15 protein-coding genes and 1 pseudogene are annotated in these 18934 nt (G+C 67.3%); 12 read left to right on the plus strand and 4 right to left on the minus strand.

Going from position 1 to position 18934, the window contains the following annotated elements; genetic code table 11:
- Window positions 1-161: 161 nt before the first annotated feature.
- From O8I58_RS15890 to O8I58_RS15920, 7 genes and pseudogenes are all read left to right on the plus strand, one after another.
- The gene (locus tag O8I58_RS15890) at window positions 162-1145 is read left to right on the plus strand and encodes a LysR family transcriptional regulator (RefSeq protein WP_298318173.1); all 984 of its coding nucleotides are present in this window, start codon (window positions 162-164) and stop codon (window positions 1143-1145) included.
- A 782-nt stretch (window positions 1146-1927) separates the two neighbouring features.
- Window positions 1928-2203, plus strand: a complete 276-nt coding sequence (locus tag O8I58_RS15895; RefSeq protein WP_093134521.1) for a DUF4242 domain-containing protein — start codon at window positions 1928-1930, stop codon at window positions 2201-2203.
- Between the two features lie 165 nt (window positions 2204-2368).
- Entirely contained in the window at window positions 2369-2818 is a 450-nt protein-coding gene (locus tag O8I58_RS15900; protein ID WP_298318182.1) for a DUF2946 family protein, read from the plus strand.
- Between the two features lie 176 nt (window positions 2819-2994).
- A pseudogene (locus O8I58_RS15905) lies at window positions 2995-4987 on the plus strand (TonB-dependent receptor).
- Window positions 4987-6432 carry a PepSY-associated TM helix domain-containing protein gene (locus tag O8I58_RS15910; RefSeq protein ID WP_298318184.1) on the plus strand — a complete coding sequence of 482 codons (1446 nt, stop codon included), beginning with the start codon at window positions 4987-4989 and terminating at the stop codon, window positions 6430-6432. The pseudogene O8I58_RS15905 and the gene O8I58_RS15910 overlap by 1 nt, the downstream one beginning before the upstream one ends.
- A gap of 91 nt (window positions 6433-6523) precedes the next feature.
- Entirely contained in the window at window positions 6524-7003 is a 480-nt protein-coding gene (locus tag O8I58_RS15915) for a copper chaperone PCu(A)C (protein WP_298318186.1), read from the plus strand.
- A 61-nt stretch (window positions 7004-7064) separates the two neighbouring features.
- Entirely contained in the window at window positions 7065-7421 is a 357-nt protein-coding gene (locus tag O8I58_RS15920) for a hypothetical protein (RefSeq protein ID WP_298318189.1), read from the plus strand.
- A 15-nt stretch (window positions 7422-7436) separates the two neighbouring features.
- Here O8I58_RS15920 and O8I58_RS15925 read toward each other — a convergent pair whose 3' ends face one another.
- From O8I58_RS15925 to O8I58_RS15940, 4 genes are all read right to left on the minus strand, one after another.
- Entirely contained in the window at window positions 7437-9059 is a 1623-nt protein-coding gene (locus O8I58_RS15925; protein WP_298318192.1) for an AMP-binding protein, read from the minus strand.
- A gap of 167 nt (window positions 9060-9226) precedes the next feature.
- On the minus strand, window positions 9227-9961 hold the full coding sequence (locus O8I58_RS15930) for a phosphoadenylyl-sulfate reductase (protein ID WP_298318195.1): 735 nt from the start codon (window positions 9959-9961) through the stop codon (window positions 9227-9229).
- On the minus strand, window positions 9958-11679 hold the full coding sequence (cysI, locus tag O8I58_RS15935; protein WP_298318198.1) for an assimilatory sulfite reductase (NADPH) hemoprotein subunit: 1722 nt from the start codon (window positions 11677-11679) through the stop codon (window positions 9958-9960). Before cysI ends, O8I58_RS15930 begins: the two co-directional genes overlap by 4 nt.
- Window positions 11680-11699: 20 nt before the next feature.
- Window positions 11700-13559, minus strand: coding sequence for an assimilatory sulfite reductase (NADPH) flavoprotein subunit (locus O8I58_RS15940; RefSeq protein WP_298318202.1), 1860 nt, complete (start codon window positions 13557-13559; stop codon window positions 11700-11702).
- A 203-nt stretch (window positions 13560-13762) separates the two neighbouring features.
- On the opposite strand from O8I58_RS15940, the gene cysD reads away from it, so the two are divergent.
- The 5 genes from cysD (at window position 13763) to O8I58_RS15965 (ending at window position 18875) form a co-directional block, all read left to right on the plus strand.
- Complete coding sequence (gene cysD / locus O8I58_RS15945; RefSeq protein WP_298318205.1) at window positions 13763-14674, plus strand: sulfate adenylyltransferase subunit CysD; 912 nt, start codon at window positions 13763-13765, stop codon at window positions 14672-14674.
- The gene (locus O8I58_RS15950; RefSeq protein WP_298318207.1) at window positions 14674-15351 is read left to right on the plus strand and encodes a hypothetical protein; all 678 of its coding nucleotides are present in this window, start codon (window positions 14674-14676) and stop codon (window positions 15349-15351) included. The genes cysD and O8I58_RS15950 overlap by 1 nt, the downstream gene beginning before the upstream one ends.
- A complete protein-coding gene (cysN, locus tag O8I58_RS15955) occupies window positions 15348-17222 on the plus strand; it encodes a sulfate adenylyltransferase subunit CysN (protein ID WP_298318210.1) in 1875 nt (624 codons plus the stop codon). Before O8I58_RS15950 ends, cysN begins: the two co-directional genes overlap by 4 nt.
- A 113-nt stretch (window positions 17223-17335) precedes the next feature.
- A complete protein-coding gene (locus O8I58_RS15960) occupies window positions 17336-17911 on the plus strand; it encodes a GNAT family N-acetyltransferase (protein WP_298318213.1) in 576 nt (191 codons plus the stop codon).
- Window positions 17912-18026: 115 nt separating this feature from the next.
- On the plus strand, window positions 18027-18875 hold the full coding sequence (locus O8I58_RS15965; RefSeq protein ID WP_298318216.1) for a TrmH family RNA methyltransferase: 849 nt from the start codon (window positions 18027-18029) through the stop codon (window positions 18873-18875).
- Window positions 18876-18934: the final 59 nt, after the last annotated feature.

The raw sequence follows: 18934 nt of genomic DNA on the forward strand, positions 1-18934 counted from the left end.
TCCGTCGGTGAAGGGCCACGACGCTACGCGCGGCTTATGACCATCGGAAATGACTTGCCGCTGCGTTCAGATAACTTCAAGTTATGTGCATGGGGGGCGGGAACCCGTACATTCCTTTTCTCCATAAGGGCTGTCCCCAGGCCCTGCCAGCGAACCCTCAGATGACCCTGACCCAACTGCGCTACCTGGTTGCCATCGCCGATGCCGATTTCAACATCACCCTGGCCGCCGCACGGGTGCATGCCACCCAGCCCGGACTGTCCAAGCAGCTCAAGCAGCTGGAGGACGAGTTGGGCTTCCTGCTGTTCGTGCGCAAGGGGCGCAGCCTGGACTCGGTGACCCCGGCCGGCGTGGAAGTGATTCAGCGCGCCCGCGCGCTGCTGTCCGAGGCCAACAACATCCGCACCTACGCCGCCAACCAGCGCCGCGAAAGCCAGGGCCAGCTGGTCCTGGCCACCACCCACACCCAGTCGCGCTTCGTCCTGCCGCACGCCGTGGCGCAGATCAAGCGCGCCTATCCGCAGGTCAGCGTGCACCTGCAGCAGGCCGCCGAAAGCGACGCGCTGGACCTGCTGGGCCAGGGCGATGCCGACATGGCCGTGATCAGCACCTCCGGCGACACGCCGCCGTCGGGCCTGGCCGTGCCGCTGTACCGCTGGCGCCGACTGGTGGTGGTGCCGCGCGGCCATGCGCTGGACCGCAAGGGCGTGGTCCCGGACCTGGCGACGCTGGCATCACAACCGTTGATCAGCTACGAATCCTCGACCCGTCCGGGCTCGTCGCTGCAGCGCGCCTTTGCCGAAGCCGGCCTCGAGGCGAATATCGCCCTGACCGCGCTGGATGCGGACCTGATCAAGACCTATGTGCGGACCGGCATGGGCGTGGGCCTGCTGGCCGAGATGGCGCTGAGCGTCGGCGATGAAGACCTGCGCTCGTGGCCGGCGCCGAAGGAGATCAAGGAGTGCATCGCCTGGGCCGTGCTGCCACGCGAACGCGTGCTGCGCGACTACGCGCTTGACCTGGTCAACGTGCTGGCGCCGCAGATCGACAAACGCGACCTGCGCCAGGTGATGGACGGCAACCGCGATCCGGATTGGCCGACGCCGCCGACGTGGGAGGAGTTGACGCAGACCATTACGAGTTGAGGGCTTGCGCTCTGGCTTGTGCTTTGCTGGTTCTGCCAATTTTCTGATTGTTGGTTTGGCTCTTGAAGCAAGAGCTTCCGCCCCGCTTCGCGGCGCGTCCTCCTTTTGTCTTGGCAAAAGGAGGCAAAATCGCTAGCGCCTGACACTCACCGGGCCTGCGGCCCGGTCCCCTGCGCTCCTCGCTGCAAACGGCACGGCGCGCAAACTCGCTTCGCTCAGACACGCGCGCCTCTTCGGCCGTTTCCAGCTGCGGTGCTCGGCTCGCTTTGAAGGCGCTGGAGATCAAGGGCAACGCATAAGCAACAGCCAAAGCCAAAGCCAAAGCCAAAGCCAAAGCAGTAGATCCCGCCCGACTCGGCGACATGCAGGATTCTTCGTGCTATGAGCAAATACCGCTTTCGATCTTTGCTTTTGCTTTGGCCTTTGCTCTCAAATCCTCCGTGAGGCACGGCGAAGGGGCGAGGACAAGACCCGAAGGGCACCGCACAAGGATGTGCGGTGTTTTTGGAAGGGACATGGATGTCCCTTCCAAAAATCCCTCGGCCCGTAGCGAACTCGCGAAGCGAGCGTGCCGCCCGGAGTGTGTTTCTTTGCCTAGCTTTCTTTGCACAAGCAAAGAAAGTAGGTCGTGGCACGAAGTGCCGCGAAAGCTTTGCTTCAAAGTGATTGGAAAGGAACAAGGAACTCGGGCTAAGGCTGCTGCGCCGCATCAAGCCCATTCCAACCTCGCGCGTTACGCTGCGCCTCCCCCGCGTCCATGCAACGAACATCAGGAGGCCATCGTGCCCAAGTATGTGATCGAACGTGACATCCCCGGCGCGGGCAAGCTGACACCCGCCGAACTCAACGGTATTTCCCAGCAGTCCTGCAGCGTGCTGCACGGGATGGGGCCACAGATCCAGTGGGTGCAGAGTTACGTCACCGACGACAAGATCTATTGCGTCTACATCGCCCCCGACGAAGCCAGCGTGCGCGAGCATGCGGCCAAGGGCGGCTTTCCGGCCAATTCGGTTGCGCAGGTGCGCACGGTGATCGATCCGACCACCGCCGAAGCCTGATCCCATCGGGGCATGGGCTGCAGACAGAAAGCGCCGCATGCGAGGGGGTTTTTCTTTCCCTCCGCATCCGTCGCCGGGCGACGGTCCCGGCATCGGCGCAATGGCGTGACCGACCCGACCTTCGCCGCATGGGGTGCACCTTGGACCATGGTCTAGACTAGGTCCATGCTGCGCCACCGCCGCTTCCTGCTGACCATGCACCGGCTCGCCCTGATGGGCGCGCTGCTGATGGCCGTGGCCCCGGTGATCAGTCGCTGGGTCCAGTCGCAGGCGTCGGTCGGCGGGTCGGTGGCGCAGGTCGTGCAGGCCATGTGTCACGGCCAGGCGCTGCCGAGCGCAGGCAAGACTGTGATGCCGCACGTCGGCCATGCGATGGACATGGCAATGCCCATGACGATGGACCACGACGATGGCATGCCGATGCCGGCGGGCCATGACGAAGCCGCCTGCGATTACTGCGTGCTGGCGGCCAACCTGCTGCCGTTCGTACTCGTCCTGCTGTTGCTGCCGCTGCTGCAGTCGGTCATCGGCAGGTTGCCCGGTGTCCTGGCCTCGCCCCGTGCCAGCGCCCTCTGGCCTGCGCACGCCGCACGCGGACCGCCGCTTTACGCCTGAAGGACCTGACGCGTCGTCACTGTCGTGCCCGAGGGCATGGGGTGGCGGCTTGTGCCGTGCTGGCTTTCTGGAGTTGTTCCCACATGTTCCGACCCGTTTCCGCGGCGGTCGTGCCGTCGCGTCTGGCGACGGCCCTGGCCGTCTGTCTGTGCACGCCGGTGGCGTCCGCACAGGTCTTGGCCGATGCCACGACCACCGATCCCGCCCCTGTTTCCCGTCGCAATGACGACACCGCGCTGACCCTGGGCACGGTGCAGGTCGCCGCGGATGCCCATGGCGCGCTATCCACGCGCGGCGTCTTCAGTTCGGTCGATATCGTTGGCGCCGACCGCCTGCAGGACCAGGTGGTCGACCACAGTGCCGAGTTGCTGGCGCGTGCGCCCGGTGTGCAACTGACCCAGTTCCACATGGGCGTGGTTGGCAGCGGTTTCTCGTTCCGTGGTTTCAATGCCGAAGGCCGGGTCAGCGCGATCAAGCTGCTGATCGATGGCATTCCGTCCAACGACAACACCGGCAACATGCCGTACCTGGATGCGGTCTTCCCGGTAGAGATCGCGGCGATCGAAGTCGTACGCGGTACCAATGATCCGCGCTACGGCCTCAACGCGATTGCCGGCGACGTCAACGTAGTCACCCGTACCGGTGGCAATGATGGCCATGCGCGCATGAGTGTCGGCAGCTTCGGCACACAGGAGGTGCAGGTGACCAAGGGTTTCGAAGAGGGCCCGTGGAGCCAGAACCTCACCGCGGCCTGGCGCAGCACCGACAGCTATCGCGACCATGGCGATGGCCGCCAGCATGCCTTCGCGGGGAAATGGTTCTACACGGCCCCGGATGCGGATTGGCGTGTCGGCCTGACCGCGCGGTCCTACCGCAACGATGCGCTGGAAGCGGGCTATTTCAGTACCCCGCAGCTGGCCCGGGACGCACCACGCAGTTCGCCCGGCTATGCCCGCGATGACCGCAGTGAACGCCGCACGCAGCAGTTCGCGCTGCATGCCGATGGTCGCTTGACGCCAAGCCTGGACTGGACCGCCAGGCTCTACCAGAACCATTACGAGAACAGCCGCTGGGTGCGGTTTTCCGAAGCCGGCGTGCAGCAGGAGCGTGACAACGACGAAACCCATCGCGGCGTGCTGGCGACGCTGACCTGGCGCCCGTCCATCGACTGGCTGGTGCTGGAGGGTGGCGTGGACGCGCAGTGGCAGGACAACGCCGCCCAGCGCTACCGCACGCTGGCACGCGTGCGCACCAGCCAGATCCGCGACTGGGATTTCGACCTGGATACACGCGGCGCCTACGTGCAGGCGGTGATCAAGCCGACCGACCGGCTCAAGCTGGTGCCGGCCTACCGCATCGACCACATCGGCGGGCATCTGGATGACGGGCTGACCGGCGCGTCGTATCCGGCCTACGACTACGGCCTGGTGCGGCAGCCCAAGTTCAGTGCGGCCTACACGCTGACCGATGCGGTGACTGTGTATGGCAACTGGGGTCGCACCTTCCAGGTGGGCGTGGGCGATGGCAGCTATCGGCGCGGCGATGCCAACCTGCGGCCATCGCTCAACGATGGCTGGGAGGCCGGCCTGCGCCTGCGTCCCGCGCAGTGGCTGGATGCGCGACTCGCGTACTGGGAGCAGCGGGCGTCGGGCGAGGTTGCAACGGTGCTGGGCGTGACCGGCACGGCCGACCAGAGCGCGGTGGCCAATGTCGGTTCCACCCTGCGTCGCGGTTGGGATGCGCAGCTGAACCTGCATGCCGGCGAACGCTGGGAAGGCTGGCTGTCCTACGCGCGCCAACGCGCCACGATCGTGAATCCCGACCCGAGCGCCCCGGACACACGCGGCCGTGAGATCGAGAACGTGCCGCATGACCTGGCCTCGGCCGGCGTGGATTTCCAGGCCACGCCGTTGTTCAAGCTGTCGGCGTCGGTCAACGCGCAGGGCGATTACTTCCATCGACCGCACCAACACGCTGGGGCGCTACGGCGGCTACACGCTGCTCAACCTTGGCGCCGAATGGTCGCTGCCGCGCAACACCAGCCTGTCGCTGCAGCTGAAGAACGTGACCGACCGGCGCTACGTGTACGCCTGGTACGACACCGGGTCGTATGGTTTTTCGCCCGGTGACGGACGCGCGTTGTACGCCTCGCTGGGTTGGGATTTCTGATGGCGACCGTGAGCGTGCCGTCGCACGAAGGCATCACGGCCAAGGCGCTGTATCGCGCGGTGTGGCGCTGGCATTTCTACGCGGGCCTGCTGGTGTTGCCGTTCCTGGCATGGCTGGCGCTGACCGGCGCGGCGTTCGTGTACCACAAGCCGCTGGACCGGCTGGTGCATCACCAGCTCCTGGTCGTTCCGCCGTTGCAGGCGGGTAAGCGCGCGGCGACACCGCAACGCATCGCCGATGCAGCGCTGGCGGCGCAACCGGGCCGGGTGTTCCGCTACACCACGTCGGTGCGGGAGGATTCCTCTGCGGAAGTCGGCGTGGTCACTGCGGCGGGCGAACGACGCGTGGTGTATGTCGATCCAGGCAATGCGCAGGTGCTGGGGACGTTGCCCGATCGCGGCACCTTCGGCTGGACGATGCGTCGCCTGCACAGCCTGGACCTGCTGGGGAGCTGGGCCAATGCACTGATCGAAATCGGCGCGGGCTGGGCGATCCTGCTGGTGCTGACCGGCGTGTACCTGTGGTGGCCACGGGGGAGGAAAGGCGGCGTCATCAGCGTGCGCGGCAAGCCGGCGCAGCGATTGTTCTGGCGCGACCTGCATGCGGTCACCGGCATCGCGGCCGGTGGCGCGCTGCTGTTCCTCGCACTGACCGGGATGCCTTGGTCGTGGTTCTGGGGTGCGCAGGTCAATGCGTTGGCCAACGGGCACCACTACGGCTATCCGGCCGGGGTGCGCGTGCAGGTGCCGATGTCCGATCAGCGCCTGGCCGACGGCACGCTGCCGGCATGGTCACTGCAGCAGGCGCGCCTGCCGCAGTCCGCGCCGCCGGAGGAGGCGATGGCCGACATGCCGAACATGGCCCATGCCGGGCACGGTGGCATGGCGATGGGGGGTGATGCGGCCCAGCCTGGCGCGATCGGGCTGGATGCCGCACTGCGCGTGTTCGCGCAACGCGGGCTAGCCGCCGGTTACAGCGTGTCGCTGCCGCTGGGCGCGCGTGGCGTGTATACCGCGTCGGTCTATCCGGATGACCTGCAGCGCCAGCGCGTGATCCACCTGGACCAGTACAGCGGCAAGGTGCTGCTGGACATGCGCTATGCCGACTACGGGCCATTGGCCAAGACCCTGGAATGGAGCATCAACGTCCACATGGGCCAGGAGTTCGGCTGGCTCAACCAGGTGCTGCTGGTGCTGGCCTGCGCGGCCATCGTGCTGCTGTGCGTGAGTGCGGCGGTGATGTGGTGGAAGCGCCGCCCGAGCGGATCGCTCGGCGTGCCGCCACTGCCTGCGCAGCCACGGGCGCTGAAGGTCGTGGTCGGCCTGCTGGTGGTCGGCGGCGTGCTGTTTCCGCTGGTCGGACTGTCGCTGCTGCTGATGTTGGCGCTGGACCTGGGCTGGGTGATGCGGCGCCAGCGGCGTGGCGCCAATGATCTGCCGGCGTGAGCGGTTTCGCGCCCCGGCGTTGCATGCGTTTGTATCGTAGGACCGTCGCGGCGGGCGCTTCCGTCGCATCCCTTGAGGAGAGGCAAGGACCATGTTGAAACCTGTTTTCACAGCTGCGCTGCTGCTGTTGTCCACGTTCGTACACGGCGCCACGCCGGCCGGCGTGCAGGTCAGCAATGCCTGGATGCGCGCCACGCCACCGCAGGCGCCCACCGCGGCCGGCTACCTGACCGTGACCAACCACGGCAGCCAGCCTGATCGCCTGTTGTCGATCAGCAGCGATGCAGCCGAACGCGTGGAGCTGCATAGCAACGACATGCAGGGCGGCGTGATGCGCATGCGCCGGCTCGATGATGGGGTCGCATTGCCGGCCGGGGGCAGCATCGCGCTGGCGCCGTCGGGCACCCATCTGATGTTCATCGCACCGCGCAGGCCGCTGCTGGCTGGGCAGGTGGTGACCGCGACGCTGCGCTTCGCCCATGCCGCGCCGCAGGTGGTGCAGTTCAAGGTCATGCCGCTCGGCGCCACGCCGTCTTCCCATGACCACGACATGCCGGGCATGAAGATGTAGCTTCGCCTGCGGGGCCGGCCGGTCTTCGGGCAACGCACAGGGGTGTGGTGGGATGAAGCGGATGTCGATCATGGTGGCGCGGCTCTACGCGCCGGCGCCATTGCTGGTGGCCGGCGGTTGGGCGGCCTCGTTCGCGGTGGAGCAGGCCGATGGGCTGCTGGGCGTGCACGGCGCGCGCCATGCCGGCGCATTGCTGGCCCTGCTGGGCACGGCCCTGGGGTTCGTCTGGGCGATGCTGGCCAGCTGGCGGCTGTATCTGTGGTTGCGCGGCATCGAGCAGGGCCGCTGTGACTGTGGCGGGTTGCTGTCGCGCCCGCGCCGCAAAGGCCACGGGCCGGCGTATCGCAAGTGCCTGGCCTGTGGCGGGAAGGTGCCGCTGGTGGCCCCACCCTTGCCCGATGCACCGCTCGATGGCTGAAGCCAGGTTCCGGGATCAGCCGGGCGGCGTTGCGGTCTCGGTTTCGGCCTTGGCCTGGTTGCGCAGCAGGAAGCGCTGGATCTTGCCGCTGGGGGTCTTGGGCAGTTCGCTGACGAAGGCGATTTCGCGCGGGTAGGCGTGGGCCGACAGGCGTTTCTTCACGTATTGCGACAGCTCCGATGCCAGGGCGTCGTTGCCGGTCGCGCCGCTGCGCAACACCACGTAGGCCTTCACCAGCTCCAGGCGCTCGGGATCGGGCTTGCCGACCACGCCGGCTTCGATCACGTCCGGGTGTTCGAGCAGGCAGCTTTCCACATCGAACGGGCCGATCCGGTAACCGGCCGAGGTGATGACGTCGTCGCTGCGACCGACGAAGGCGATGCTGCCGTCGTCGTTGCGTTCGACCGTGTCGCCGGTGAGATACCAGCCATCCTTGAACGGCTGTTGTTCGGCCTGCCAGTAGCCGCGGAAGAACAGTGCCGGCGAATCGGCGATGTGCACGGCCAGCATGCCGGGCGTGCCGACCGGCTGCGGCTGGCCTTTTTCGTCCAGCACTTCGAGCCGGTAACCGGGCAGCGGATAACCGGCGCTGCCGGCCTGCACCGGATGTGCCAGTGCATGGTGGTTGCACAGGGTCATGCCGGTTTCGGTCTGGCCGTAGTGGTCGTGGATCAACGTGCCCAAGGCTTTGTCGAACCAGCGGATCACTTCCGGGTTGAGCGGTTCGCCGGCGCTGCTGACCGCGCGCAGCTGGCCTTTGACGACCGCGGCCGGCGCGTCGCCAGCGGCCATCAGCATGCGATAGGCGGTGGGCGCGCCCATCAGGTTGGTCACGCCGAGCTGGGCGATGGTGGCGTAGCAGCTGTCGACGGTGAACGGGCCTTCGTGGAAGGTGGTCGAATGGCCCAGCGCCAGCGGCCCGGTGATGCCGTAGTACAGGCCGTAGGCCCAGCCGGGATCAGCGATGTTCCAGAGCACGTCATCGTCGCGCAGGTCCACCGCCTCGCGCATGTAGGTGGCCATGACGTCCAGCCCATGCAGCGGCACCATCAGGCCCTTGGCCGCGCCGACGGTGCCGGAGGTGAACATGATCATGCAGGGGTCTTCACGGGTCAGCGGCACCGGCTCGAAGGTGGTCGGCAGGCCGTCCAGCGCATGCCAGAAATCTTCGTCGCTGGCCGCGCCCAGGGTCAGCGCCGGCGGCGCGCCCGCGACTTCATCCAGCTTGGGCCGCTGATCCAGCGAGGACACCACCAGTTTGGCGCCACTGGATGCCAGCCGGTGTTCCAGCGCCTTGGGGCCGAAGGCGGTGAACAGCGGCTGGTACACGCCGCCGGCGCGCCAGGTGCCCAGGACCACGATCAGCAATTCCAGCCGGCGTGGCAGCAGTCCAGCCACCACCTCGCCGGGCTTGAGTCCGCGCGCGGCCAGCAGGTGTGCGAACTGGGCCGACCACGCGTCCAGTTCCTCGAAGGTGTAGCGGCGCACGGTGCGCTGCGGATCGACCCAGCACAGTGCCTCGCGCTGCTGGCCCAGGTGCGCGCCACAGCAGGTGACCCAGGCGTTGACCGGACCGGTCGCGGGCGTGTGCTGCAGGGTGCGGAGATGGTCGAAGTAGTCGCGGCGTTCGGTCGTCATGCAGGAATTCCATTGCGTGCACCGCACAGTAACGCGTTCAGTACGCGGGCGGATGGCATCGTGCCGTTTCTCGTTGGACGTGCACGCCACGCGAACGACACCCAAACGAAAAAGCCGGCGTGAAGCCGGCCTCGTGTTCGTCCCACGGCCCGCCGGGCGCGGGCAGGCTACAGCTCTTCGTGGATCCCGCACTCGCGCTTGAGGCCGAAGAAGCGGGTGTCTTCCTCGCGCATGCCGGGCTCCCAGCGGCGGGTGGTGTGGAAGTCACCGATGGACACGTAGCCTTCTTCCCACAGCGGGTGGTAGGGCAGGTCGTGCAGCTTCATGTACTGCCAGATGTCGCGGTCGGTCCAGTCGGCGATTGGGCTGACCTTCCAGCGCTCGCCGCGCAGCTGCACGATCGGCGTATTGGCACGGCTGCTGGCCTGCTGGCGACGCAGGCCGGTGAACCAGGTGCCGGCATCCAGGTCATCCAGCGCACGGCGCATCGGTTCGACCTTGCGCAGGCTGTTGTACTGCTCAATGCCGACCACGCCCTGTTCCCACAGGCGACCGTGGCGCGCTTCCATCCAGGCGCGGCTGACCAGCGGGCGGAAGATCTTGATGTTGAGCTTGAGCCGCTCGATCAATTCATCGGCGAAGCGATAGGTTTCCGGGAACAGGTAGCCGGTGTCGATCAGGATCACCGGGATGTCCGGCTTCTGCTGGGTCAGCAGGTGCAGGGTCACTGCCGACTGTGCGCCGAAGCTGGACGACAGCACCGCCTGGGCGGGGCCGTGTTCGAGGGCCCAGGCCACGCGCGCCTGGGCGGTCATCGTTTCGAGCACGGGATTGGCCGTCTCCAGGTCGATGCTGGCAGGAGCGATATCGTGCGGTTCGTCGTTGGCGGGCAGCGCGGTCATGCGTGCAGTTCCACAGGAATGGAGCGATGGGTGGGATAGGGCGGCAGGTCGATTTCGCCGCTGCGGTGCAGGAAGTCGCCGAAGCCTTCGTCGCCGTTGCGCTCGCTGGCGTAACGGCCGAACAGCGGATCCAGCGCGCCGAGGATCTGTTCCTCGGTGATGTTTTCGCGGTACAGCGTGTTCAGGCGCTGGCCGCGGTGGTCGCCGCCCAGCATCAGGTTGTAGCGGCCCGGCGCCTTGCCGACCAGGGCGATTTCGGCCAGGTACGGACGCGAACAGCCATTGGGGCAGCCGGAGATGCGCAACACGATCGGCGCTTCAACCAGCGCGTGCTTTTCCAGCAGCGGCTGCAGCTTGTTGCTGAAGTCGGGCAGGTAGCGCTCGGCTTCGGCCATGGCCAGGCCGCAGGTCGGCAGTGCGACGCAGGCCATGGCCTTGCGTGCGAGGGCCGAAGGCAGCGCATTGCCGGCATCCAGCCCGTGTTGCACCACCAGCGCATCGACGGCCGCCTTGTGGTGGGTACCGATGTTGGAGATCACCAGGTTCTGGTTGGCCGTCATCCGGAACTCGCCGGTGGCATCGGCACCCTGCAGCAGTACCGCGATCTCGCGCAGGCCGGTCAGCTGCGTGGCCGCACCCACGTCGGCGATGCGGCCGGAGGAAATCGACAGGGTCAGGTGCCAGCGGCCGTCGCTGCCTTCCACCCAGCCGTAGCGGTCACCGTTGTGGTCGAAGGCAAACGGACGCGCGGGCTGGAAGGTCACGCCGGCGCGTTCCTCGATCTGCGCCTTGATGAAGTCCAAGCCCTTGTCGTCGATGGTGTACTTGAAGCGCGCGCGCTTGCGCACCGCGCGGTTGCCGAAGTCACGCTGGGTGGTGACCACCGCGGTGGCAACTGCCTGCAGCTGGTCGCGGGTGATGAAGCCGAACACGTCGGCCACGCGCGGATAGGTTTCTGCATCGCCATGGGTCGCGCCCATGCCGCCGCCGAGCGACACGTTGTAACCGGCGATCTGGCCGTCGTCACCGGTGATGCCGATGAAGCCGAGATCATTCGCGAACACGTCCACGTCATTGATCGGCGGCAGTGCGAAGCCGATCTTGAACTTGCGCGGCAGGTAATTGTCGCCGTAGACCGGCTCTACTTCCTCGCCGGCACCGGCGACTTTCTCTTCGTCCAGCCAGATTTCGTAATACGCGCGGGTGTTGGGCAGTAGGTGCTCGGAGGTTGCCGCCGCATCGGCGTACAGCGTGGCGTGCGCGTCGGACAGCAGCGGGTTGGCCGCCACCTGCACGTTGCGGTTGACGTCGCCGCAGGCCGCCAGCGTGTCGATCAGCGCGGCGTTGATCGCCTGCATCGTGGCTTTCAGCTCGCGCTTGATGATGCCGTGGAACTGGAATGCCTGGCGCGTGGTGATGCGCAGCGAATGGTTGCTGTATTGCGTGGCGATGGCATCCAGCTTGAGCCACTGCGCGGGCGTGATGACACCGCCCGGCGTACGCGTGCGGATCATGAACTGGTAGGCCGGCTCCAGCTTCTGCCGACGACGCTCGTCGCGGATGTCGCGATCGTCTTGCTGGTAGCTGCCGTGGTACTTGATCAGCGTCTGGTCGTCTTCGCGCAGCGCGCCGGTGACGTTGTCGGCCAGGCTTTCCAGCAGGCTGCCACGCAGGCGCCGGCTCTCGGCCTTGATGTCTTCGACGGAATGGTTGCTCATGATGTCTGGCTGGCGAGGTCTTAGTAGACGTCGCGGCTATAGCGTCCTTCGGTCTGCAAGGTGGTGAGGTAGTCGTGCGCGTCCTGTGCATCCAGCGCGCCGTGTTCGACGACGATGTCCTGCAGCGCGGCGTGCACGTCCTTGCCCATGGCGATCGAGCCGCACACGTAGAAGTGCGCGCCGGACTGCAGCCAGTCGTAGACCTCGCGGCCGCGCTCGCGCAGGCGGTGCTGCACGTACAGCTTCTGCTGCTGGTCGCGCGAGAACGCCAGGTCCAGGCGGTTGAGTTCGCCGCGCTTGAGCGCTTCCTGCCACTCGCTCTGGTAGAGGAAACCGCTGTTGAAGTGCTGGGTGCCGAAGAACAGCCAGTTGCGTCCGCTTGCGCCGGTTTCGGCACGTTCCTGGACGAAGGCGCGGAACGGGGCCACGCCGGTGCCCGGGCCGACCATCAGGATGTCGCGCGACGGATCGGCCGGCACCCGGAAGCGGTCGTTGGTTTCGATGTAGACCGGGGCGTGGTCGCCTTCGGCCAGGTTGGCCAGGAAGCCGCTGGCCGAACCCACATGCGCCAGGCCATGGGCCTGGTAGTTCAGCACGTCCACGGTCAGGTGCACTTCGTCACCGACGCGGGCGCGACTGGACGCGATCGAATACAGGCGCGGGGCCAGCGGACGCAGCGCGGTCAGCAGGCTTTCGGCGTCCCACTCGGCAGGCCAACGGCGCAGCACGTCGACCAGCTGGTGGCTGCCCAGCAGCGAGGCGAAGTCCGCGTTGCGGCCCGGTGCCAGCAGGTCGTTGAGTTCGCTGGCCCTGGCCTGGGCGGCGTGCGCGGCCAGGAACGGACGCGAGAGCTTGGTCAGTTCGCGATGGCCGGACAGCCAGTCGCGCAGGCTGCGCTCGGTACCGTCGATGCGGACGCTGGCATCGCCTTGCAGCGCCAGGGCTTCCAGCACCGGTTCGACCACCGCTTCCGGGTTGCGATGGGCAAAGCCCAATGCGTCACCCGGCAGGTAATTCAGGCCGCTGCCTTCCAGCGAGAACTCGATGTGGCGCACCTGCTTGTCGCTGGCGCCGTGCTGGCCGAAGGCTGGGCCCTTGAAGTCGCGGCCGCTGATCGGCTGGTTGGCCAGTACCTCGGCCTGGAACGGCGAGGCATGTGAATAGGCTGGCGCCACCACGGCCGGGCGCAGGGCGGTGACCGTCGCGCTGGCGGCGACCGGGGCGGCCTTCAGCGTCTTCCTGGCCTGTTCCAATGCCTGGGTGCGCCAGGGCTTGGCGACGGTGTCGATGTCCAGGTCGGCTTCGCCGGCGTCGAACAGGCGGGTCGCGCCCAGTTCGACCAGGCGCGCGTCCAGGCGCTTGGAGATGCCGCAGAAATCGGCATAGCTGGAATCGCCCAGGCCGAGCACGGCGAACTTCAGCTCCGGCAGCTTGGGCGCGCGGCGGCCGTTGAGGAATTCGCTGAAGCCGATGGAATCGTCCGGTGGATCGCCTTCGCCCTGGGTGCTGATGACCAGGTACAGCAGGCGCTCGCTGGCCAGTTCGCGGGTGGCGTAGCTGTCGGCCCGGGCCAGGCGGACCGACAGGCCGGCGCCTTCCAGCTCGGCGACCAGGGCTTCGGCGGCACGCTTGGCGTTGCCGGTCTGGCTGCCATACAGGACCGTGGCACGCTCGCCGACGCCCGCCACCGGGGCGGTGGCGGCCGACCCCTGCAGCAGGGCCAGGTGCGGTGCTGGATGCGCGGCCTGGGCCAGCCCGGCGGTGAACCCGGACAGCCACCACAGCGACGCGCTGTCCAGGCCATCGACCACCCGGGCCAGCAGCGCCTTGCGCTCGTCGGGCAAGGGGCCGGCGGACAACGCGGGGGGTGCAGCGGACATCGCAGTTCCAGGGCGGATTCGTGGAGTGCCGATGCTAGGCGCGTGCCAGCGGCACCTGAAAGGATGGGGGGTTATGGTCTTATACCCCTAGCTTATTTCGCCAGGGCATAAGCGCTGCCGATACTGCGTCGCCCCCGGCAGGCCTGCCGCAGCGGGATTGCTACCCTTCGGCTGGCTGCCTTCCACCCTTCGCGCACCTGCACATGACTGCTGCTGAGCCCCTGTCCCACCTCGACCGGCTGGAAGCCGAAAGCATCCATATCCTGCGGGAGGTCGCCGCGGCGTTCCGCAACCCGGTGCTGCTGTATTCGGTGGGCAAGGACAGTTCGGTGCTGCTGCACCTGCTGCTGAAGGCCTTCGCCCCGGGGCCACCGCCGATCCCGCTGCTGCACGTGGATACGCGCTGGAAGTTCCGCGAGATGATCGCCTTCCGCGACCGGCGGGCGGCCGAAACCGGGGTGGACCTGCGCGTGCACATCAATCCGGACGGCGTCGCCCAGGGCATCGGCCCGATCAGCCATGGCGCCACCATCCACACCGACATCATGAAGACCCAGGGCCTGAAGCAGGCGCTGGACCACTACAGGTTCGACGCGGCCATCGGCGGCGCGCGGCGCGACGAGGAGGCCTCCCGCGCCAAGGAGCGCGTGTTCTCCTTCCGCAATGACAAACACCGCTGGGACCCCAAGCGCCAGCGCCCGGAACTGTGGAACGCCTACAACGCGCGCATCCACACCGGCGAGAGCGTGCGCGCCTTCCCGCTGAGCAACTGGACCGAGCTGGACATCTGGCTCTACATCTATCGAGAGCAGATCCCGGTGCCGTCGCTGTACCTGGCCGCGCAGCGCCCGGTGGTCGAACGCGATGGCGCCTTGATCCTGGTCGACGACGCGCGCCTGCCGCTCAGGGACGGTGAGGTGCCGATGATGAAGTCGGTGCGCTTCCGCACGCTGGGCTGCTATCCGTTGACCGGCGCGGTCGAGTCGCAGGCCGATACGCTGGAGAAGGTCATCGCCGAGATGCTGGTGGCGACGTCGTCCGAGCGACAGGGACGGGTGATCGATCGGGATCCTTCTGCTTCGATGGAGAAAAAGAAGCTGGAAGGGTATTTCTGATGATCGGATTGGCGTCCGTGACTGGAACTTCAATTGAAGCGCCAAGCAGGATCAAGAGCTTTCACGCCCTCCGGGCGCGAGCCACTTTTGTCTTGTCAAAAGTGGCCAAAACCGCCGGCGCCGACACTCGCCGATGCTGCGCATCGGTGCCCTGTGCTCCTCGCTGGCAGCGGCACGGCGCGGAACTCGCTGCGCTCAGACATCCGCGCCTCTACGGCCGCTCCCAGCTCCGGTGCTCGGCTCGCTTTGAAGGCGCTGAAGATCAAGATCAACATCTGAGCAACAGCAACAGCAACAGCAACAGCAACAGCAACAGCTACAGCTACAGCTACAGCTACAGCTACAGCAACAACAGCTACAGCTACAGCAACAGCAACAAGCAGATGATCTTTTCGGCTTCGGCTTCGGCTTCGGCTTCGGCTTCGGCTTCGGCTTTCCTGCGCCTTAAAGCGAGCCGAGCACCGCAGGCGGAAACGGCCGAAGAGGCGCGCTTGTCTGAGCGCAGCGAGTTTGCGCGCCGTGCCGCTGCCAGCGAGGAGCACAGGGCACCGATGCGCAGCATCGGCGAGTGTCGGCGCCCGCGGTTTTGCTTCCTTTTGCCAAGACAAAAGGAAGGCGCGCTGCGTGGCAGCGTGCAAGCTCTTGCTCTGCAGAAATCCATCATCGGCGCGCCATGACCACCCACACCGACATCGCCACCTACCTCAAGGCCCACGAAGCCAAGCCGCTGCTGCGCTTCATCACCTGCGGCAGCGTGGACGACGGCAAGAGCACCTTGATCGGGCGGTTGCTGTACGACAGCAAGCGCCTGTTCGATGACCAGCTGGCCGCGCTGGAAAACGACAGCCGCCGCCATGGCACGCAAGGGCAGGGCATCGACTACGCGCTGCTGCTGGATGGCCTGGCCGCCGAGCGCGAACAGGGCATCACCATCGACGTGGCCTATCGCTACTTCGACACCGACAGGCGCAAGTACATCGTCGCCGACTGCCCCGGCCATGAGCAGTACACGCGCAACATGGCGACCGGCGCATCGACCGCCGATGTCGCGGTGGTGTTGGTGGATGCGCGCAAGGGGCTGCTCACCCAGACCCGCCGGCACAGCTATATCGTCTCGCTGCTGGGCATCAAGCACGTGGTGCTGGCGGTGAACAAGATGGATCTTGTCGGCTACGACCAGGACGTGTTCGAGGCGATCACCCGCGACTACCGCGCATTGGCCGCGCAGCTGGGGATCGAACAGGTGCAGTGCATTCCGCTGTCGGCGCTGGAAGGCGACAACCTGTCCGCAGGGTCGGCCAACACGCCCTGGTACAGCGGCCCCAGCCTGATCGAACACCTGGACACCGTGCAGCTGGACGCGCACGACGCGACCAGTGGCCTGCGCCTGCCGGTGCAGTACGTCAACCGGCCCAACCAGCATTTCCGTGGCTTCGCCGGCACGGTGGCCGCCGGCAGCGTGCAGCCGGGTGATGCCGTGGTGGTGCTGCCGTCGTCGCGGCGCACGACCGTAGCCAAGGTGTTCGATGCCAATGGCGAGGTGCCGTCCGCGCGCGCCGGCCAGGCAGTGACGCTGACCTTGAACGATGAGATCGACATCAGCCGCGGCGACGTGATCGCCGCTGCCGGCGATCCGCCGGAAGTCTCCGACCAGTTTGCCGCGCACGTGCTGTGGATGGACGATGCCGCACTGCTGCCTGGCCGTCCGTACTGGCTGCAGATCGGCGCGCGCACCGTTTCGGCCAGCATCAGCGAGATCAAGCACCGGATCGACGTGAACAGCCAGGAGGAACTGGCCGCCAAGCGCCTTGAACTCAACGAAGTCGGCTTCTGCAACCTGTCACTGGACGAGCCCATCGCCTTCGCGCCCTACGCGCAGAACCGCGCGCTCGGTGGCTTCATCCTGATCGACCGCCAGACCAATGCGACGGTCGCCGCTGGCACCCTGGACTTCGCCCTGCGCCGTGCCGGCAACGTGCACTGGCAGCACCTGGACGTGGACAAGGCCGCGCGCGCGCGCATCAAGGCGCAGGTGCCCAGGGTGCTGTGGTTCACCGGCCTGTCCGGCGCCGGCAAGTCCACCGTGGCCAACCTGGTCGACAAGCGCCTGCATGCGCTGGGCCACCACACCTTCATCCTGGACGGCGACAACGTGCGCCACGGGTTGAACCGCGACCTGGGCTTCACCGACGAGGACCGCGTGGAGAACATCCGCCGCGTCGCCGAAGTCGCCCGCCTGATGACCGACGCCGGCCTGATCGTGCTGGTGAGTTTCATCTCGCCGTTCCGCGCCGAGCGGCAGATGGCGCGCGAGCGTTTTGCGCCAGGCGAATTCATCGAAGTGTTCGTCGACGTGCCGCTGGCGGTGGCCGAGGCACGCGACGTCAAGGGCCTGTACGCCAAGGCGCGGGCGGGGCAGATCCCCAACTTCACCGGCATCGATTCGCCGTACGAGGAGCCCGAGTCGCCGGAAGTGCATCTGCAGGCCGATACCGAAGCGGCCGAGGCCATGGTCGCGCGCGTGCTGGCCCAGCTCGGCCTGGGGTGATCCGCGTGGCTTGCGTGGGCGCGGCCTGGGTGGCGCCCGCGTAAGCCGGCAAGACCCTGCCGCCGGGCGTGCGGCACACTGCCGCTTCATCCCTCAGCGCAGCGAGCGCGGCCATGCACAGCGCACCGATCGATCAACCAGGCCAGGACGCCACGCGTTGGTCGCAGCTGCGCCTGGAATGCGAGGACTTCGTCCTGCGGCGCTGGTGCATCGACGACCTGGAATCACTGCTGCGCCATGCCGATGACGAACGCGTGGTTGCGGGGCTCAGCGACCGGTTCCCATCGCCGTACACGCGCAGCGATGGCGAGCACTTCCTGTCCGGACGCGTGGTCGACCTGTCCCATCCGGTGCTGGCGATCGAATGCGATGGGCAGGCCTGCGGCGGCATTGGCGCGCGTCCTGGCATGGGCGAGCGCCGACACAGCGCCGAGCTGGGCTATTGGCTGGGCCGCCAGTACTGGGGCCGCGGGCTGATGACCCGGGTCGTGCGGCTGTATGCGGACTGGGCCATGCAGGCGTTGCGGCTCTACCGGCTGGGCGCGCATGTGCTGGACAGCAATCCGGCCTCGGCGCGCGTGCTGCTCAAGAACGGCTTCAGCGAGGAAGGCACGCTGCGCTGCGCGCTGGTCAAGCACGGTCGCGTGCACGACCTGCGCAGCTTCGCCCGCATCGCGCCGCCGGGCTGAGCGCAGGCGTGCCGGCGGCTTCGGGTAAGGTACGCATCCATTCGCAGTCCATCGCCATCCGCGCCATGACCCAGACATCCTTTCCTTCCATCCGTGCCCGCACGCCGGTGCGCGCATGACCGGTCCCTGGCAGAAGTTCCCGCCGCGCCGCGACCCCGCCGCGCGTCCGCCGCGCGAGCGCGCCCCGCGCCCGGAGGGCGAGGACGGTGCGGCGCCGCGTCCGTCGCGTCGCGGCGAAGAGGTGCGCCTGTACGGCCTCAACGCCGTGCGTGCGCTGTTCGAAGCGCGCCCTGAAGCGTTGCGCAAGCTCTACCTGACCCAGGCCCGCGTGCACGCGCTCAAGCCGATCCTGGCCTGGTGCGTAGCCAACCGCGTCGGCTACCGCGTGGTGGAAGAAGCCGACCTGCACAAGCTGGCCGCCAGCGCGCACCACGAAGGCGTGGTCGCCGACGTATTGCGTCGCGCGCCGCTGTCGCTGGCCGACTGGATCGCCGCGTTGCCGGCTGGCCCGGCGCTGGCGTTGTGGCTGGATGGCGTGGGCAACCCACACAACTTCGGCGCGATCCTGCGCTCGGCCGCCCACTTCGGCGTGGCCGGCCTGCTGCTGCCGCAGGACTCGCCGCTGGCCCTGTCCGGCGCGGCCGCGCGCGTGGCCGAAGGCGGCGCCGAAGCGGTGACCCTGGTCCAGGCCGGCGACAGTGCCAGCGCGTTCGCGCAGCTGCGCGCGGCTGGTTTCAGCCTGGCTGCCACGCTGGTGGAGGGTGGCGACAACCTCTTCGCGACAACATTGCCGCAGCGCCTGGTCTACGTGCTGGGCGCCGAGGGGGAGGGCGTGGACCGTGGCCTGGCCGCCGACTGCGACCTGACCCTGTCGATCCCCGGCAGCGGCCGCGTGGAAAGCCTCAATGTCGCTTCGGCCACCGCAGTGCTGCTGGCGCAGTGGGCGAGCCATCGCGCCGGCTAGACGCGAGGCATGACCGCCAGGAGGGCGAGAATGGAAAAAGGCCGGGAATTCCCGGCCTT

This window comes from Pseudoxanthomonas sp., assembly GCF_027498035.1.
Lineage (GTDB): Bacteria > Pseudomonadota > Gammaproteobacteria > Xanthomonadales > Xanthomonadaceae > Pseudoxanthomonas_A.

Bases quoted from the DNA above. Each gene is read 5' to 3' on its own strand.
- cysD (WP_298318205.1), top strand. From the start codon at position 13,763: ATGACTGCTGCTGAGCCCCTGTCCCACCTCGACCGGCTGGAAGCCGAA.
- O8I58_RS15930 (WP_298318195.1), bottom strand. From the start codon at position 9,961: ATGACCGCGCTGCCCGCCAACGACGAACCGCACGATATCGCTCCTGCC.
- cysI (WP_298318198.1), bottom strand. From the start codon at position 11,679: ATGAGCAACCATTCCGTCGAAGACATCAAGGCCGAGAGCCGGCGCCTG.
- cysN (WP_298318210.1), top strand. From the start codon at position 15,348: ATGACCACCCACACCGACATCGCCACCTACCTCAAGGCCCACGAAGCC.
- O8I58_RS15890 (WP_298318173.1), top strand. From the start codon at position 162: ATGACCCTGACCCAACTGCGCTACCTGGTTGCCATCGCCGATGCCGAT.
- O8I58_RS15925 (WP_298318192.1), bottom strand. From the start codon at position 9,059: ATGACGACCGAACGCCGCGACTACTTCGACCATCTCCGCACCCTGCAG.
- O8I58_RS15915 (WP_298318186.1), top strand. From the start codon at position 6,524: ATGTTGAAACCTGTTTTCACAGCTGCGCTGCTGCTGTTGTCCACGTTC.
- O8I58_RS15900 (WP_298318182.1), top strand. From the start codon at position 2,369: ATGCTGCGCCACCGCCGCTTCCTGCTGACCATGCACCGGCTCGCCCTG.
- O8I58_RS15950 (WP_298318207.1), top strand. From the start codon at position 14,674: ATGATCGGATTGGCGTCCGTGACTGGAACTTCAATTGAAGCGCCAAGC.
- O8I58_RS15910 (WP_298318184.1), top strand. From the start codon at position 4,987: ATGGCGACCGTGAGCGTGCCGTCGCACGAAGGCATCACGGCCAAGGCG.
- O8I58_RS15960 (WP_298318213.1), top strand. From the start codon at position 17,336: ATGCACAGCGCACCGATCGATCAACCAGGCCAGGACGCCACGCGTTGG.
- O8I58_RS15965 (WP_298318216.1), top strand. From the start codon at position 18,027: ATGACCGGTCCCTGGCAGAAGTTCCCGCCGCGCCGCGACCCCGCCGCG.
- O8I58_RS15920 (WP_298318189.1), top strand. From the start codon at position 7,065: ATGTCGATCATGGTGGCGCGGCTCTACGCGCCGGCGCCATTGCTGGTG.
- O8I58_RS15940 (WP_298318202.1), bottom strand. From the start codon at position 13,559: ATGTCCGCTGCACCCCCCGCGTTGTCCGCCGGCCCCTTGCCCGACGAG.